The following is a 16,733-nucleotide window of genomic DNA, read 5'->3' as shown; positions in this document are numbered from 1 at the left end:
TTAAGTTAATGCTCAAAACGTAATATACCCAAACCCTTTTTATATATCCTTTTCCAACTACATATCTTATACAAATAAAACAAAGCAGTCTTTTTTTTATGTTCTTTAGATATAGATTAAGTTGAATTTTTTTGGGAAAGTGCTTTGCAAAGATTTGTTGTATGATGCGTAAGTCAAATCTTTGCATTGTATGTATACCTCATTCCAAGTGAAATTATCAATAAATCGTTCGTGTGAATGATTTATAAATCGAACCTTTTTACACTCTAATTTACCTTAGGGTAAATTGGAATGTATGTAAGTTCTCATTCCTGTCCATAATTGTAAATAAAAAATTATAACTATGGGAGTGAGAAGAATGTTTTTCCGCAAAAACAGAACCAAACTAAAACAGTGGTTAGATCGGCAAGGAATTGAACAACAAGAGCTAGCAAAAAAATCTAAAGTATCTACGAAAACAATTAGTAAAGCATGTAGAGATACAGATTATATCCCCAAACCTGAAATCATGAAAAAATTATTAAATGCTATTAGAAAAATTGATCCTTACGCCAAAATCAATGACTTTTGGGACATGTAAAAAGCACAAGAAACAGTATCTTGTGCTTTCATAATTTTACTTTGACTGAACCTATTTGAACCGAAATGTCTTTAGGTTGCTGTACTTGTGTAAGAAAATGTTGAATAGAGGGTGCTTGAAAAATACGGAAATTTGAACTAGAGATTGGATATTTGAGATCAGTAAGGATTAAAAGTGAGGGGAATACCATATTATGTTTTGGTTGCCAGGATTCTTTTTTCCATTCCATACTACGAAAATACGATTCATAACGTTTTATTTTCGTTTGGATTGTAGCCTTATTATAAATGGAGTTCTGGACTTCTATAAAAAATGGACTTTTACGCCAAATGGTAAATATATCGGGTTCCATATACCCTTTCTTATACTTAGGCTCTACTTGAAATATCTTCGGTCTTTCGGTTCGTAATAACTGCTTATATACATCTACAATCGCTAAAAAATGACGTATCTTTTGGCTACCTTTACGAATGGTATTTGGATGAGGAAAATACACGTATGGACGTTGTGATGTATCTACATCAATATATCCTTCGCGACTTAAACGTTTTGTAACAGTATTACAACATGTTACTGCATTTTTTACATTTCTAAAATGAAGATCAATAATATCATCACGCGACATACATCTAAATTGCTGTAAATGGCCTATAATTTGCTTATCTCTATTCGTTAACATCATCTAACACCCCAAAGATTTTATCTTCTTGATGCTCCTGTTCTTCTTTCTTTACACTTTGCTCTTTAGATAAACGATATGGTTCTATTATTTCTTTTGCCTGGTCCAATGCTAAAAAAGGAGCCTGCACCTTTTTTAAACCATCTAATTTTAAAATCATTTGGCCCGATTGACTTAAATTTTCTGATCCAGGTGTCCCCACAATGTTACTATTAATTAAATCCGCACATTTAAAGCCCATTCTTACCGTCAAATTGAGCTTTAACTTACCATCAAGTATTTTTGCATCTGGACGTTGCATACTTAGCATGAGGAAAATGCCAAGCGATCTGCCGACAGCTGATATTTTTTCTATTATGGTGACACATTCCTTTTCGTCCTGTAGCATTGCTACCTCATCAATGACAATAAAAATATAGGGTAAAGGTCTATCTTTTGTTATTTGATTGTATTCATCAATATGACCGAGCTCATATTCTTCCATTACCTTTCTTCTACGCAATACCTCTCTCCATAATTTTGAAAACATACTTGTCATTTCGTGTTCTTCCATGCAAACATACTTCACATGCCTCACTCTTCTTAAAAAATGAAACTCTGAGTTTTTTAAGTCCCCCAGGTACAAATGTAAATGTTCTGGTGACATATGTTGGATTAATGTAGCTAAAATCACGCGCACCATACTACTTTTTCCACTTCCTGTTTCTCCCGCAATCAGTAAATGAGGTGTATTTGAATCAACCATATCATACACAATCGCATTTCCGAATTGGTCCCGTCCTACTACAACAGGAAGACGATGTGGTTTTAATAATGGTTGCCATTGTTTATAACTGTAATCGTAAGGCTGTAAACTTGCATTAGAATAAAATACATGGAGTACAAACTTTTTAATGGTACCTTCCATCATAAGATTTTCACCTAATATTTGCTGAAAGCAGAACCACTTCTTATGAATTTGGGCTGGATCAACACCATTAGGTAGTGTAAAAGTGTACCGTACACTTTTCTTTCCTTCGTAAACATCATGAATCGTAGGATAAATAGGGACCTTTCCACCTCGTGTAATGTGCTCATCATATAGTTTCGCTTTCTTAAATACTTCTTCTAACTGACATTTATATTTTTTCTTTTTTAACCATCTTTTCATTGGTAACCCTCCTTATAACATGAGTAAAATACGAATAAATGCATAACCAATGAACCCAATTCCTCCAATTCTTACACCGTAATACAGACCATTAGAAAGGAGATTGGATGCAAAAACATAATCATTTCGTACTAAGTATTTTTCTAACAAAACAGCTCCAATTGTAAGGCCGCCTACTATTCCCAGAGCTACATACGTATGAACAAGCGGTGATGACATATGAAAAAATGCGAACGGACTAATAGGGCCAATACTATATATTTTTGTTTGCTTTTTCTTCTTATAAGATTGGTCCATAAAGGCTTGAAAAGGAATTGTTTCTTTTCGCTTTGGCATGTTTCCCCTCCTAAAAAAAGAATATCTATAACAAATTTGGTATCCAGCCCAATACAAAGCATATACAATCTAACACCATATGAGAGGCATTCTTAATGTGTTCAAATGTATCAACAGGTACATTTGTTATAAAACTGGCAAGTTCATCTGGTAACTTGCGTATTTCTTGTGCTGTACTATCTAATGGTTCTGTCACGTACCAACTAATCCACCTATATAAGAAATCTGTTGTATCCGTTGTACTCATTGCATTTTGATTGAGCGCATCCCACCCACACATAATTTCATTTGTTGAACTTCCACACCATTCTGTAATTTCTTTCACACTTCGAAATTGCGTATTAGGTATGTTGTTCCATCCTCTTGTTGGATCATCCCTCAAATAATATTTAATTTGATTACCGATAATTTCATAAGAATTATTCATCGTTCCCCCTCCTTTTTCTCATCTCATTTTTCCTACTATAAACAAAACTCAAAATCCCTTAAAAACAGGTGATAATCGAAGATTTCTTTTGATAGTGCTATCATGATAAGTTCTTTGGTTATAAGGTTGATATCCACTTTGGTAATTGCTTTGGTAAAGAATATGTATCACTGATTGTCTGATATGCAATTTCAAACCTTGTCTTGCAAATAAACCTTGCTACCATCCCAAATTCATAAACTTTAATGATACAATAAAAGAGGAATTTTAAATCAATTCAGAAAATAGAGGAGGGAACAACTATGTCACTTTTACAGCAACATTTTGAAGAAAGAAGAGAATACATTTTCAATCGTCTTAAACAACCAGAATACATAGAAAGAAGCATAGAAAAAGTTCGACAAGCTCAAAAAGAGATCAAAAATACAGTGCGAACGATTAAAGATTTGTTACTCTTAGACAAAACAACTGATCCTTGTTTACCAGAGGTTGCTCAATTTTCTCTTCAACACATTATTAATTCCGAGTCGTTTGAGAATGTTAAAAAACTTGTTCCATCCTCTATGAAAAAATTAAGTGAAGAAGAACGCGCAAAAGTGTTAGATGAAACATTAAGCGTAGCAAACCAAGTCATGAATTTAGAGCGTACTGTTTTTATCATGATGTTTAATGCAAAAGAAAAAGTCCTCATGGATTCTTATAAGAAGAAGCGTAGATCACAAACAGAACTTCATTATGATGTTGCTGACAAAGAAGGATTTGACAAAGCGTTTTATGAAGAGCGTATTGATTCATTACGAAATGACATTCATGTAATTTCTTTCAAAAAGCTATGTGAGAATGAAGCCGCACCAGAAGACTTAGAATTATTCAAACAACGTTATGAAACAATTGTTTTGCCAAAGATACAAGAGATTGTTTCCCTAATTGAACCAAGTTTAATAGATATAGACGTATTTTTAAATCCTGTTATCGAATATGGTGTAGGAGACATCACCTTAGATGAAATGATTCAAAGACTACACAAAAACCTTTCTTTATTTCACGAATTATCAAAGGTTGAATATTGCCCAACAGTTGAACTAACAGTAAAAGAATATGTATTCTTAGAAGCTATGAACCGTTCCAAAAAAGGAGAGGAGTTGCAATCATCAAAATGATGTATACACAAGAGAAGTTTTCGGTACTAATTCTAAGCAATGGAAAGCAACAGTTCCTTTATAAACAAGCGATTTCGACGGTTTCTTTATAGAATAAATAACTTTCAAAATCTTACAAATATATATTTTTTATCCTTTTCTTGACGTATCCACTTCAAAAATTTTTATACATAATGTACTCTTAGATATAAGAGTTATTTTTTCCTTTAGGACAAGGCTGGTTTCAGTCTTGTTTTTTGTTTGTATTTTTTTGAATAAATTTTTTCATGATTCTATGTATAAAGGAGTTTAAAAGAAAAAGTGGATATGAAATTACTACATAAGAGGATAGAAAATCAAAAAAAAGAATTAGGATATCTTGTCAAAACATATGGTTTTAGACATCAAAAAGTAATTAGTGTTAGTCAAAAATTAGACCTTTTAATCTATGAAGCAATGAGGAAATATCGGTTAGACCAAAAAATTAAGATAAAAAAAGAATCCTTTTTATAAGGATTTATAACGGAAAGATAAGAGACAGATATAGAATTGAACTACCCTCACTTTCACTTCGTTTAGAAGTGAGGGATTCCTAAGTAAAGAGTTCTATCGAACTCTAATTGATTAGGCTATCTCCGCAGTCCTTGCGGTTAGAAGTCTTATCGCTTCATGCTTTAGATTGATACTTGCGTTAATATCCCTATCATGATGTGTTTGACATGAAGGGCAAACACATTTACGTAGGTTTAGATTTTTAACGTCTTTATTTTGATACCCACAACAAGAGCATAATTGGCTGGAAGGAAATGTTTTCGATACGACAATGACTTGTTTGCCATACCATTTTGCTTTGTATTCTAACATGGCTCGAAACTGTGACCATGATACCTCACTAATTGCTTTTGCTAACTCATGATTCTTTAACATATTCGTTACTTGCAAATCCTCTATACCGATAACATCGTGGTTTTTGATAATTTCAGTTGAGATTTTGTCTAAGTAATCTTTTCTAGCATTTGCTATGTATTCATGAATTCTAGCTACCTTTACTCGTTGTTTATTCCAGCGAGAAGATCCTTTTCACTATATTGAAGAAATTAGAATAGCAGCTCTGGAAAATGGAATTGATAAATTTATTACATGGCATGAAACAGATATTACTTTAGTAGCCCAATTAAATAGTTTATTTGGTTATCTAGATGTTCCAGTTGAAGCAGCGCTAACATCAAGAGATAAAGCAAATCAAAGAGAATTTTTGAAAATAAATAATATTCCATCTCCTATTTCCATAAAGGTTAGTGAATTGGAGGAAGCAAAAGAGGCAGCTCATAAAATTGGGTATCCAGTAATACTAAAACCGACTAGAGCCGCTTCCAGTATGAATGTAAGTCTTGTAAACTCTGATGAGCAATTAGAAGAAGAATTCGAAAAATTATATCAACTAGCCTATAGTAAAAAAGGGTTTTATTATAACGATACCTTCTTAAACTTAGCATTAATCGAAGAATTTATGTCTGGTGAAGAAGTAACACTAGATGGTATTGTTGTAGAGGGGAATTTTTATTTAGGTGGCATTCATCATAAAAAAGATATGCTAGGACCATATTTTGAAGAAGATGAATATTCACTTCCTTATTGCGGGAATGAAGAAAATGAGTTAGTGACAATCGCTAAAAATATTTGTAGTGCACTTCACATTAAAAATAGTCTTTTTAACGTAGAGTTAAGAAAGGATAAATATAATAATTATAAAGTTGTTGAATTTAGCATAAGAATTAGTGCAGGACATGTATATAGGAATATTCGAGATGTACATGGTATTGATTTAGTGGCTGCACATGCTTTAAAAATAGTTGATAGTAATTCAGATGAATATAAATTTTTCTTAAAAAGAGCTAGTTTTCCTAAGGCATCAACATGTATCAAATTTGTTTATCGTGAAGGGCTTGTTCAAAGTAATAGCTCAGGTAATGCTGCTAATTCGGCTAATTTCCGTGCATATTATCCACTTGCTCAGGAAAATGAAATTGTAAATCGTGCTCCAAAAGGTTTTGATATTGTAGGATTACTCTCTGTACGAGGTAGGTATAATTCAGTAGAAGATAGATACAAAACTATTGATATAGCTAATAGTTTAGAAAAAGAGCTAGATTTAAAAGTATTGCTAAACCCTTTGAAAGAAGGAGAACATATTGCTAATTGAGGCTTTATTCGTATTCTTATTGGCAGGTACAATGTTTAGCGAAGGGATGCTCACTGTAACTCTCACTTGGACGATTCTGGATAAAGGTGGGTCTGCTGTCCACCTCGGAATTGTATTAGCTCTGATGAGTTTATTACCATTTTTTATGCAAAAATTTTCAACGAAAATTAGAGAGCAAATGACTAAGAACCCTTTACTAATTTTTGCTGGAGTTCGCTGTATGGGGATTTTAATAATCATTGTGAGTTTATTAAATGCTAAATATTTAAATGTTTTAAGCCTATATGTTTTTGCTGGATTATTTTCAATTATATTGTTTTTATCGATTCAAAGTCTAGAAACTTATATGTCTCAAATGGTTTTATCTGGGAGGTTTTCTTCCAATAAGGCTTCAAATGCGCTACAAACATCGATCCAAATTGGTTCTTTTGGAGGAAATGCTTTAGCAGGATTTTTAATGAGTTTAGGTGGGTTTAATTATGTTTTATATGGTCTTGCTCTTTCATTAGGGATAGGTGTAATATTGCCACTTGTTTTACCATTCTTGAAAAGCAGTAATCAAGAGAAAACTAAAGAATCTACTACGGTTCATAATGATAAACAACGGAATTATAATAGCTCAAAGATACTTTGGGTCACTATTATTGGAATTGCAATATTAGCTGTACAACTTTCTACATTTAATTTTTTAGTTCCTGTTCTTTTTCATAATGTACATCATTGGGATCCTATGCAGTATGGGTTTGTTAGTTCTGCAGCTGGAATAGGTGCATTACTTGCTGTTTTAATAGGTAAATTTGAAAAGTTCATTCCTAAATATATTTTTATATTGATTGCTGTTTTTGATATATCTATCGGATTAATAGATTCATGGCACTTATCTATAGCAGCTGCTTTTGGACTTGGCTTTGTTTTCAACCGATCCCGTATTCTTCAAAGAACTGTTTTGTTTGAATTTATACAAACAAAACAGGAAACTGTATATTGGACGAGTAGATCTACTTTAGCTTTTGAATTTACAAAAGCAGCTTCACCTTTAATTTTAGCATTGTTACTTCAATGGTTAGATACTAAGTATACAGGAATTATTTTAGGCGTAATAGGATTTACAGTATCAGTTAGTATGTTAATTATATATTTTTATGAAATAAAATATATAACACTCAATCAACAGAGTAAAATTAATGTATATAATCAGATGTAAGTAATTAGAAAGTGGAATACCCCCTACTTAATTTCTTTACGAATTGTTTGAAATAGGGAATTCACGTTTATTCATTGCTTTTCGTAGCCAACAATATTCTCACTAATGGGTTTTAATATGTTAAAAAAAGTGTTGAGTGTTGTGGTAGTATCAATAATTTCTTTATTTTCGTTTTCATTTATTTCTGCATATGCAGAAATAAATGAAAACAGAATTGAGAAGTGAGGCAGTTCAACAAGTACAACAAATTCAATATTTTGATGAAAATGATAACCTAATCCATCCTTATTCTAATGCGGATTTAAATCCTCCAGCATACAGTAATAGTTTGGTAGCTAGAGCCACTTCTAGAGCTGATTTTGGTGCTACAAGTTTTTCTAATTTTGTATGGATTTATGGAGGACAAGTTTTTTATAATCCACAAGATATAGAGTTTGAAAGAGAAAACAGACCTAAATCAGTTCCTATATATGCATATACTTTAGGTGGATCTTATATGGGTAAAAGTGGAACGAGTCAAGGTACTGGATGGGCATTAGTTCCTTGGAGACATTTACCAAGAAGCCAAGCTTATAAATTTAAATTTGTTAGTGAATCAGGTCAACTTGTTAAAATTAAACACGGAACAGTTTATTATGGTTAATAAACTAATATTAAATAAAAAAGAATGCTAGTTATGAAGTGACCCCAAAAAGTTAGACACGGTTATTTCATTAGGCAGCTTGATAAAAGTGAGTCCGGTATTGTACCGGGCTCATTTTTAATTTTGCCTTAATCCGTTTCGTATTATAATAATCTATATATTTTTCTAATTCTATTTTAAAGTGCTCTACATTTTCAAATTCTTTTATGTAGAGGAACTCCGACTTCATAATCCCAAAGAAATTTTCTATTACTGCGTTGTCGTAACAGTTGCCTTTTCGAGGACATACTCTGGACGATAGCTCTTGATTCAAGTGTCCGGACGTACTGTCTCATTTGATAATACCATCCTTGATCCGAATGCATCAGTAGCTGGTGGGTTTCAGGTAAACGTTCCAATGCTTTCTCTAACATGTCTGAAACAAGCGAATACGTCGGTCTAGAACCAATTGTATAGGTAATAATTTCACCATTATACAAATCTAATACAGGTGATACATACAGTTTTTCTCCAAATAATTTAAACTCTGTGATGTCTGTTACCCACTTTTGATTCGGTGCATCTGTATGAAAATTACGCTCTAAAATATTAGGTGCAATTCTACCGACTTTTCCTTTATAGGATTTATATTTCTTCATACGCACAACACACTTTAACCCAAGCACTTTCATAATGCGCTGTACCTTCTTGTGGTTCACTTTCTGGCCACGATTCGTTAATTCATCACGAGTGCGACGGTAACCATAACGACCTTCATTTTCCTCATAAATCGCTTTAATCTCAGCTTTCAAATCGGCATCTACATCTGGACGATTCATTTTCTTTACTAAATCATAATACGTGCTTCGAGGAATAGTAGCTAGCTCCACGAGTGCCTTCACCGAATATTTATGCCTTAATTCATAGACTACTTGCGCTTTGTCTTGTTTTGTGATTTTTCCTTGTTTTGAACTAAGGCATTTAACTTTTTTAAGTACTCATTTTCCATCTCAAGCTGTTTAATGCGTGCTTCAAGTGCTTCGACTGACCCTTCAGCTAGAGGTTGTTTTAATTGTTTATTTGAATCTTTTTTCATGGATGGACGCCCCTTTTTCTTAGATTGAAGGGCATCAATTTCTTGTGTTTCGAGCTGTTTTTTCCAAACCGAAATCGTTGAAGGGGCAGGAATATTAAAGATAGCTGCCGTCTCAAATAAGGACATACCGTTTTCAATCATAAAGTTTAGTACGTCTAGTTTAAATTGTTGTGTGTAATTTGTACATCGTTTTAGAAAAGCTTCCAGACCATTCTGTTTATATTGGTTTACCCAATTCAAAATGATTGTGTCACTTATACCGAGCAATCTACCCATTTCTCGATAACTTTCATTTCCGTTCAAATAACGTAGAACGATTTGTATTTTTTCATCAGCTGTAAATTTAGCCATAGAAAAACTGCACCTCCAATTGTTAGACTGTGTCTAACAATTGGGGTGCAGTTCAGTTAACTAGCATTCTTTTTTATTTGTTTATCTTTTACAAAAAGGAAATCAAATTAATAGTTTGAAAAATATTTTTTACAAACACATATAATGTCCGCTAATGCTTGTTGCGTAATTTTGTTCCATTGCTACACATACCCCATCAATCCCTTCATCACTTTTTCTTTTTAAAATAACCTAAATATAAATTAATGTGTAATTTCTATATAACAAAGAAAAAAGCACCTACTTTTATAGGTACTTTTCTTATTTAATTAATTTTGTATCTAATCCCAATGATAATTTCATTTATATTTTTAGCCAAAACTTAATTATTTCATCCAAGAGAAAAATTTGTTATATCCATCATCAGCAACCGAATCATACACATGATAAACCGATGAAAAACTATAGAATTTTCCTCTAAGTGATTCTGGAGCAATTTGATTCACCCTATACGGTTATAAATCTTTACATCCCACCCATTTTTACCCTGTACACTCATACAGATGTAACCGTTTGCTGTCTTCACTATATTGATACCCTAAATAATCGAAAGGATTAGGCCCTTTACTTTTAATATTTCCTTTTTTATCTTTAAAGCCATTAATATGAATTCCTATTATCTTATTCCCTTTTTCTATACTTTTCATAATTTCATATCTCACCCATCTTCTATTAAAAGTCTGAGATCCAATTAAAACACATGTAACTGAGGTATTGTTTAGCCCGCCATTTATTAATCTTTTAAGTGCTATATCCCGCGTTTGTAAAGGTATACCTTTACAAACGCGGGAACCCTATCTAGGAAACGTTGGAACATCAAGTTTACAAAGGTAATCCGAATTATTTTATAAACGTTTATTTTTAACTAACATCTTTATAAACGAAAATGGTATAATTATGGTAACAACTGTAAGGAGAATATGAAACGTGGCAAATATTTATGGATATATACGTGTAAGTACAAAAGAACAAAATGAACAACGTCAGTTACATAAGATGATGGAACGAGGAGTAGAAGCTCGACGTATTTTTGTTGATAAAGCAAGTGGACGAAATTTTAATCGCCCTCAATATCAATTATTAAGAAAAATATTGAGTCAAGGTGATATTGTGTATATAGATGCTTTAGATCGTATGGGGCGTAACTATGATGAAGTAATTTCGGAGTGGAAATATATAACAAGAGAATTACAAGCAGATATTATTGTTTTAGAAAACGAAACTCTGTTTGACAGTCGTAAATTTCGTGAAATGGGGGACATGGGCCGTTTAATGGAAGATCAATTTTTATCTTTGCTGTCCTATGTTGCGGATCAAGAACGTAAAAAGATTCGTCAGCGACAAGCGGAAGGTATTGCTGTAGCTAAATCTCAAGGAAAACACCTAGGACGTCCCCAACTTAACCTTTCAGCATTAAATCAGAAGAAACTATATATAATAGAAGAAACTTATCCTAAGTGGAAAAATAGAGAGATAACTGGAGTTCAATTTATGAAACTATTAGAGCTTAAAAAAAATACTTTTTATAAAATAATCAAAGAGTATGAAGCAATTAAACAATAATTTATCGAATGGAAGTTAAATCTTTTAATTAAAAACTGAGCAACCAAAAACCTTCCGCTGTTCCTCCTATAACAATTACAAAAGGAGGAACATTTTTTCTATATTATTATGTAATTTCTCCACAAAGTGTATTTTTTCTTTAGCTTAGCTACTTTAAACTTACATAGTATAATTCAAAAAAAGAAATGTTATCTTCTTTTTTCTTCGTTCCTTAGTAATTGATTTACAGATGTTGATACTATACCCCAAGCTTCCTTAAATACTTCTAATTGCTTAAATCCTTTCTTAGTTAAATGATAATACTTACGTTTAGGTCCTTGATTTGAAGTTACTAAGGTTCCTTCAATTAACTTTTCTTTTTGCATACGTAATAATAGTGGGTAAATACTCCCCTCACTGACATACGTAAAACCGTATTGATTCAATTTTGTGTTCAATTCATAACCGTATACTTCCTCTTGTGAGATAATATATAAAATACAACCTTCCAAAACTCCTTTTAACATTTGACTATGCATCAGTTCATTTCCTTTCTATAGGTTGTTATACAAGTTTCTTGATGTTATTTAATCAAAAAACAATAAATAAAATTCACATTGTAAGTTTTATTAAACTAAGTTACACTTTAAAAAATTGAGAGAAAAACCATTTACGAAGGGGAGTATTTTAGTAGCAGTAGGTGATTATTATATGTTTTCTTGGTCATCAAAATTTGCAGTTGAAGCGAATAAAGGGTAAAAAAACAGGGTTCTCTCTTGATAAATAAGTTTATGAAATATGATTTCATTATATCTCTAATACCGTGGATGTTCTTTTTCATACGTCAGAACCAAACTTATTTAGTTTGGTATGGTATAATATATTCAATAAAATTTTTATTGCTGAGAGGAAAATAATGAAAAAAATAATTGATAATACCTATAATGATGTTTATTATGTTTTATTTTGCATAATATCAGTTTTAACATTCAAAAAAATTAAACGCATTGAAAAGAAAAAATTATTTCTGGAATCTTTAGAAAGGGATATTTATAAAATATAAATATCCCTTTCTATTTTAAAATATGTAATTATTTTATGCCTCATTTTATTTATCAAAATGAAACATGAAATAATTCTCTAAAGTATCGAATTCTTCTATTATCTTATTTATATCTGTTACTTTTTCCTCTATCGTCCCTTCATTCATTAGAACTATTTTATCACAGAACGTTTGAACTACTTCTAATTGATGTGTGGATAGAATAATTAATGTGTTTTTTTTCAAATCAGTTAGTATTTCTTTTGTCCTCTTTAAAGTTACAGGATCTAATCCAGATATATATTCATCAAGTAATAATATTTTAGGTTTTCTAATTAATGTACTTATTAGTGCTAATTTTTTTTTCATTCCCAATGAATACTCATTTACTTTCTTATTTAAATCATATTCATCGAGATTCAGGATTGTTGATAACCTTTTTATTTCATCTGTATTATTAGGAATATTAAATAGCTCGGTTATAAATTCTATATGTTCTACACCGGTTAGTTCTTCATAAAAGAAAGGCTCAGCCTCAATATAACCAATCATATTTCTGTCATTAGTTATTTGATTATTATCTTGTAATATACGCACTGTCCCTGAAGTCGGTGCTAATAATTTTGTAATAAGCTTAAATAATGTTGTTTTCCCGGCACCATTATGTCCTAACAGGGTTATAAGGTTGCCCGAATGTAATTCTAGATTGATGTTCTTTATGATATGGTCAGCATTTATTTTTTTGTTTAAAGACTCTAATTTTAAGGTTGTTAAAGGCATAATTGTCTTCATCCTTTTATTTTTTATATAAAATATACAATTTATACATCTAAGTTTTCAGTCGAGCTTATCTTTTGTAACCTTTTCTTTATTAATAGTAAGATAATAATAATTATAGTGATTATTATTGTGTTTACTATTATATATTGATACAAAATATATTGATTATACGTAAATTTATTTACCATGAAGAAAGCACTTGGAATCATTAATATTGGATTAAACAATACACTTACTCCGCTTACTATCAACCCTTTAATTTGCATTTTCTCAGGATAATCATCAATGTCTTCAATATTTAAATAATTAAAGTGCGGACTCACTACGCTCGGAACTTGTAAAATAATTACATACAATATCGAAATGATCATATTTGTAAAAATTATGAATATAGTTAAATGTATTGGGATATGACTTACAAAAAAGAATACTATTTGATAAAAAACATATATTGGAATTAATAAAATAAAGATTAACATTAGTTTTTGTTTCATTACATCCCAAAGTGTTTTACCCGCTAAAAAATAAGTAACAATTAGTTTCCCATCGCTTTCTAAAGATAAAATCCCAACGAGCTTATCCAGTATAGGATTTATAAAATGGAAGGTCAAAAAGTATAGACAAAACGAAATTATAAATATTGAGATTTCTGATTCATAGTTCTTTAAATTTCTAAGTATCCCCGAAAATATGCCTAACTCAAGCCAAAACATCATACTTCCAAATAAAATCGGAAACACATTATGAGTATATTTACTCCTAAAAAAAACTTTAATTAATGTTTTTAATTTTTTATTGGTGAACATTGAAGTATATAGCCGCTCAACGCTACTTAAATATGTACTCTCTGCATGTGTAGTATAATGTATATCTCGCTTGTATATGAGTATAACAATAACAATAGCAATTACAAACAATACAAAACTAAAAAGTGGGACAAAATAATAGTTCTCTTGTATCATATTTATTATATTGTAGAACATTGGCTTCATTGGTTCTTGAATCGTAGTAAACCCTTCTTTTACCCATAATTCAAGCCTACCTGTTTTCTTCTCTAATGATAACTGAGGAAAATTATTAATCCATGGTGTTAAAATATTTGCTATTATAATGCCTAATACAAATAAAGATGTTTTAAATATTACTGAAGTTATTAACCTTAGATAAAAATTCTGTTTTCCTGACTGCTGCTTTAAATAGTAATTATGTATTGTGGCCACTATAATAATTAAACTAATATATAAAAATGTTATTGATAGTATCAAACCCAATATGAACAATGCATTAGTCGTTGTATTAAGTATGAAAGCTATTAATATAGGGATTATTATGATAGATAAATCTCTTAATCTCCATATCATTTCTTCAGTAAATAATAAAATTATTGTTTCTTTTTGTGTTAAATTTAAATGTGATACCATCCATTCTTTATCCTTGGAATAATTAAACCTTTTCGATGAAACTATTCCAATTTGAATAGCATATAGAACTGTTATAATAATAATTAAGATTAAAATAGAAAATTGTGATCCAAATAAACTTGAAATTAATTTAATAGTCAAGTTTATAAAATTTAAATCACTATTAGTATTCACTGGATTATTTAAGAAATAATAAAATAAGAAATAAAAAATTCCAAGATTAACCATCATTGTAGTTAAATCTTTTAATATACTAAGTAAAAAGAATATTTGCCCATTTAATTTTAAATTTAGGAATGAAAAATAATTCCATGTATTCCTCCATCTTATCTTTATTTTCCATTTCAACCATTTAAGCATGTATCCTTTCAATTGATAAACCTCACTTTTATTTATTATAAAAATATAGGTGTTATATACACTTCTATCATAGAAGCTATAAAGCCTAACACTATGGTTAATATTATTATCCTAACTATCTTTTTATAATCCTTATTTTTACTTTGATAAAAGTATATTCCTTGCATCCCAATATAAGCAGCTAAAATTAATATTGGTATCTCTAATATGCCATGTGGGAGAATACTCAAAATTATATATTTTATTGATAGTCCTGAAGATAAGCTTGCTTTAATGGTAGCCCCTATCCAAAATCCATTCATAAATAATAGTAGTATGGTTGGCAAACATAATAAAAATATCCCTGAAATAACTAATATATCAATCTTAATATTATTCATAAAAATTGATATAACACCTGAAAATCCTTCATTATTTTTATAATAATCTGCACCATTGTAATCAGTAGCATTTAAATCGAATAAAGTTATTAATTTATACCCAGTAAGGAAACCAATAGATAGTATTGAAAATATTATTGTAAATATTACTATTTTTTGTGATCTATTTAAACTCATGTGTTCTCCTCAATTATAAAAGTAAAGTAGGCGGGTCAAAACCGCCTACTTTACTTTTTAATAGTATTAATTTAATTAATAAATAATTGCTATTAGAATTTAACAGCTGCTTTTTTACCTTGTTTTTTCAAGATTTGTTTACCAGTTTGAATAGCTAAAGCTCCAACACCAAATGTTGTAAACATTGCCACAACAGTAGCAACATCAGAGCCTGCATCTAAAACAGCAACAATCTTCTCTGCAATATTAGATGATAAGTTTAATTTAGAAATTAACTCTAAGAACATATTATTTCACCTCCTTTAAATGAAAAGTTATTAAGTTACATCGATTTGAATACTACATTTAACGCTGTTTGTAAAATCCAATAAGCTATAATAAGGTTTCTTACATTTTTTGAATTAGAATCCGCACAAGTTAGTACCCCTAATCCTATTAAAAAACAAGACCATATATTAAATATTTCTACTTGTGAACCAAGGTGCATTAAAATTGGAAATCCTGTTTTCTCAAGTAAAATCCCCATACTCGTAATAGGTGATTCTATCCCGAACTTACTTAAAGCATAATAGTTAATCGCATTACTAATCATTATAGGTAAGTATGCTACAACCAATATTGCAAACCCATCTGCCATTTTAACTTTAACTTTAAACACCTTTGCAAGCACTACTAGAATTATGCTTGATAATAGCAAAGTAAATATTAATTGGATGTTATTCATAAATAAAATTAATATTGAGAATATTGGTTTGAATTTTTCATAAGTTTCTATAGGGAGAGAAGTATCAACCTTATCTGTTAAGACACTATCAAATATAGTTCCTGAAAACATATATATGATAATAGAATTTAGAACTAGTAAAGTTATAATGTTTAAAAACGTTGACCTTTTTTGTTTGAATTTATCAAAATAATCTACCGGTTTAAATAATACATTGAAAAGGATATTTTTATTTTTTAACATTCTTTCACCTTTAATTCCTACTAATTTTATAATAAGATATTACGCTATTGATGATTTACACATTTTATTATAAAATTGTAATGTTATTACTTTTTTGAAGTGTGTTTACCAAAATTAAATGTTATTTTATAACATTTATTAGTAACCTTTTCTAAATTTAGTAATATCTTGCTCGCAAAAACAATATATCATTAATCTAGATATATTGCTATATGTATTAAAAAAGTCTAAATATTAA

General features: G+C 30.3%; 17 protein-coding genes and 4 pseudogenes. 8 read left to right on the top strand and 13 right to left on the bottom strand.

Annotated elements, in window-relative coordinates; translation table 11 throughout:
• The first annotated feature begins 358 nt into the window (after positions 1 to 358).
• Positions 359 to 580 carry a helix-turn-helix domain-containing protein gene (locus tag M1D73_RS29780; RefSeq protein ID WP_427260318.1) on the top strand — a complete coding sequence of 74 codons (222 nt, stop codon included), beginning with the start codon at positions 359 to 361 and terminating at the stop codon, positions 578 to 580.
• A gap of 28 nt (positions 581 to 608) precedes the next feature.
• Here the strand turns inward: M1D73_RS29780 and M1D73_RS29775 are convergent, their stop codons facing one another.
• From M1D73_RS29775 to M1D73_RS29760, 4 genes are read right to left on the bottom strand one after another with little or no spacing between them, the layout of a single operon-like run.
• A complete protein-coding gene (locus M1D73_RS29775) occupies positions 609 to 1,262 on the bottom strand; it encodes a replication-relaxation family protein (RefSeq protein ID WP_427260319.1) in 654 nt (217 codons plus the stop codon).
• Positions 1,246 to 2,409, bottom strand: a complete 1,164-nt coding sequence (locus M1D73_RS29770) for an FtsK/SpoIIIE domain-containing protein (protein ID WP_481158081.1) — start codon at positions 2,407 to 2,409, stop codon at positions 1,246 to 1,248. Before M1D73_RS29770 ends, M1D73_RS29775 begins: the two co-directional genes overlap by 17 nt.
• A gap of 12 nt (positions 2,410 to 2,421) precedes the next feature.
• Positions 2,422 to 2,745: a hypothetical protein gene (locus tag M1D73_RS29765; RefSeq protein ID WP_427260321.1), complete on the bottom strand. Its 324-nt coding sequence runs from the start codon at positions 2,743 to 2,745 to the stop codon at positions 2,422 to 2,424.
• A gap of 25 nt (positions 2,746 to 2,770) precedes the next feature.
• A complete protein-coding gene (locus M1D73_RS29760; protein ID WP_481158080.1) occupies positions 2,771 to 3,172 on the bottom strand; it encodes a hypothetical protein in 402 nt (133 codons plus the stop codon).
• 302 nt (positions 3,173 to 3,474) lie between these two features.
• On the opposite strand from M1D73_RS29760, the gene M1D73_RS29755 reads away from it, so the two are divergent.
• The 3 genes and pseudogenes from M1D73_RS29755 (at position 3,475) to M1D73_RS29745 (ending at position 4,824) form a co-directional block, all read left to right on the top strand.
• A complete protein-coding gene (locus tag M1D73_RS29755) occupies positions 3,475 to 4,332 on the top strand; it encodes a hypothetical protein (protein WP_481158079.1) in 858 nt (285 codons plus the stop codon).
• Positions 4,333 to 4,343: 11 nt separating this feature from the next.
• Positions 4,344 to 4,424 (top strand): annotated as a pseudogene (locus tag M1D73_RS29750) (LSm family protein); the annotation flags it as partial.
• Between the two features lie 208 nt (positions 4,425 to 4,632).
• Positions 4,633 to 4,824 (top strand): aspartyl-phosphate phosphatase Spo0E family protein, encoded by a 192-nt coding sequence (locus tag M1D73_RS29745; RefSeq protein WP_322374206.1) that lies wholly within the window; start codon positions 4,633 to 4,635, stop codon positions 4,822 to 4,824.
• A gap of 111 nt (positions 4,825 to 4,935) precedes the next feature.
• Here M1D73_RS29745 and M1D73_RS29740 read toward each other — a convergent pair.
• Positions 4,936 to 5,391, bottom strand: a pseudogene (locus M1D73_RS29740) (RNA-guided endonuclease TnpB family protein); the annotation flags it as partial.
• Here M1D73_RS29740 and M1D73_RS29735 point away from each other — a divergent pair.
• From M1D73_RS29735 to M1D73_RS29725, 3 genes are all read left to right on the top strand, one after another.
• Positions 5,345 to 6,514, top strand: a complete 1,170-nt coding sequence (locus tag M1D73_RS29735; RefSeq protein WP_481158095.1) for an ATP-grasp domain-containing protein — start codon at positions 5,345 to 5,347, stop codon at positions 6,512 to 6,514. The pseudogene M1D73_RS29740 and the gene M1D73_RS29735 sit on opposite strands and share 47 nt — an antisense overlap.
• Positions 6,504 to 7,718 carry an MFS transporter gene (locus tag M1D73_RS29730; RefSeq protein WP_481158078.1) on the top strand — a complete coding sequence of 405 codons (1,215 nt, stop codon included), beginning with the start codon at positions 6,504 to 6,506 and terminating at the stop codon, positions 7,716 to 7,718. The genes M1D73_RS29735 and M1D73_RS29730 overlap by 11 nt, the downstream gene beginning before the upstream one ends.
• 202 nt (positions 7,719 to 7,920) lie before the next feature.
• Positions 7,921 to 8,361 carry a hypothetical protein gene (locus M1D73_RS29725; protein ID WP_481158077.1) on the top strand — a complete coding sequence of 147 codons (441 nt, stop codon included), beginning with the start codon at positions 7,921 to 7,923 and terminating at the stop codon, positions 8,359 to 8,361.
• 70 nt (positions 8,362 to 8,431) lie between these two features.
• Here the strand turns inward: M1D73_RS29725 and M1D73_RS29720 are convergent.
• A pseudogene (locus M1D73_RS29720) lies at positions 8,432 to 9,787 on the bottom strand (IS3 family transposase).
• Positions 9,788 to 10,152: 365 nt separating this feature from the next.
• A pseudogene (thsB, locus tag M1D73_RS29715) lies at positions 10,153 to 10,590 on the bottom strand (Thoeris anti-phage system ThsA activator ThsB); the annotation flags it as partial.
• A 163-nt stretch (positions 10,591 to 10,753) separates the two neighbouring features.
• Here thsB and M1D73_RS29710 point away from each other — a divergent pair.
• Complete coding sequence (locus tag M1D73_RS29710; protein WP_227596073.1) at positions 10,754 to 11,389, top strand: recombinase family protein; 636 nt, start codon at positions 10,754 to 10,756, stop codon at positions 11,387 to 11,389.
• A gap of 188 nt (positions 11,390 to 11,577) precedes the next feature.
• Here M1D73_RS29710 and M1D73_RS29705 read toward each other — a convergent pair whose 3' ends face one another.
• The 6 genes from M1D73_RS29705 to M1D73_RS29680 form a co-directional block, all read right to left on the bottom strand.
• Positions 11,578 to 11,907, bottom strand: a complete 330-nt coding sequence (locus M1D73_RS29705; RefSeq protein WP_065211889.1) for a PadR family transcriptional regulator — start codon at positions 11,905 to 11,907, stop codon at positions 11,578 to 11,580.
• Positions 11,908 to 12,476: 569 nt separating this feature from the next.
• A complete protein-coding gene (locus tag M1D73_RS29700) occupies positions 12,477 to 13,190 on the bottom strand; it encodes an ABC transporter ATP-binding protein (RefSeq protein ID WP_065211888.1) in 714 nt (237 codons plus the stop codon).
• Between the two features lie 41 nt (positions 13,191 to 13,231).
• Positions 13,232 to 14,983, bottom strand: a complete 1,752-nt coding sequence (locus M1D73_RS29695; RefSeq protein WP_481158076.1) for a hypothetical protein — start codon at positions 14,981 to 14,983, stop codon at positions 13,232 to 13,234.
• A 23-nt stretch (positions 14,984 to 15,006) separates the two neighbouring features.
• Entirely contained in the window at positions 15,007 to 15,528 is a 522-nt protein-coding gene (locus M1D73_RS29690; protein ID WP_065211886.1) for a stage II sporulation protein M, read from the bottom strand.
• Between the two features lie 92 nt (positions 15,529 to 15,620).
• Positions 15,621 to 15,815 carry a circular bacteriocin, circularin A/uberolysin family gene (locus M1D73_RS29685; RefSeq protein WP_065211885.1) on the bottom strand — a complete coding sequence of 65 codons (195 nt, stop codon included), beginning with the start codon at positions 15,813 to 15,815 and terminating at the stop codon, positions 15,621 to 15,623.
• Between the two features lie 35 nt (positions 15,816 to 15,850).
• A complete protein-coding gene (locus M1D73_RS29680; RefSeq protein WP_481158075.1) occupies positions 15,851 to 16,495 on the bottom strand; it encodes a YIP1 family protein in 645 nt (214 codons plus the stop codon).
• Positions 16,496 to 16,733 lie beyond the last annotated feature (238 nt).

The sequence above is a fragment of the Bacillus sp. PK3-067 genome (genome assembly GCF_056738645.1).
This window is presented reverse-complemented; position numbering and strand designations above follow the sequence as displayed.

Bases quoted from the DNA above. Each gene is read 5' to 3' on its own strand.
- M1D73_RS29780 (WP_427260318.1), top strand. From the start codon at position 359: ATGTTTTTCCGCAAAAACAGAACCAAACTAAAACAGTGGTTAGATCGG.
- M1D73_RS29775 (WP_427260319.1), bottom strand. From the start codon at position 1,262: ATGATGTTAACGAATAGAGATAAGCAAATTATAGGCCATTTACAGCAA.
- M1D73_RS29770 (WP_481158081.1), bottom strand. From the start codon at position 2,409: ATGAAAAGATGGTTAAAAAAGAAAAAATATAAATGTCAGTTAGAAGAA.
- M1D73_RS29765 (WP_427260321.1), bottom strand. From the start codon at position 2,745: ATGCCAAAGCGAAAAGAAACAATTCCTTTTCAAGCCTTTATGGACCAA.
- M1D73_RS29760 (WP_481158080.1), bottom strand. From the start codon at position 3,172: ATGAATAATTCTTATGAAATTATCGGTAATCAAATTAAATATTATTTG.
- M1D73_RS29755 (WP_481158079.1), top strand. From the start codon at position 3,475: ATGTCACTTTTACAGCAACATTTTGAAGAAAGAAGAGAATACATTTTC.
- M1D73_RS29725 (WP_481158077.1), top strand. From the start codon at position 7,921: ATGAAAACAGAATTGAGAAGTGAGGCAGTTCAACAAGTACAACAAATT.
- M1D73_RS29705 (WP_065211889.1), bottom strand. From the start codon at position 11,907: ATGCATAGTCAAATGTTAAAAGGAGTTTTGGAAGGTTGTATTTTATAT.
- M1D73_RS29700 (WP_065211888.1), bottom strand. From the start codon at position 13,190: ATGCCTTTAACAACCTTAAAATTAGAGTCTTTAAACAAAAAAATAAAT.
- M1D73_RS29690 (WP_065211886.1), bottom strand. From the start codon at position 15,528: ATGAGTTTAAATAGATCACAAAAAATAGTAATATTTACAATAATATTT.
- M1D73_RS29685 (WP_065211885.1), bottom strand. From the start codon at position 15,815: ATGTTCTTAGAGTTAATTTCTAAATTAAACTTATCATCTAATATTGCA.
- M1D73_RS29680 (WP_481158075.1), bottom strand. From the start codon at position 16,495: ATGTTAAAAAATAAAAATATCCTTTTCAATGTATTATTTAAACCGGTA.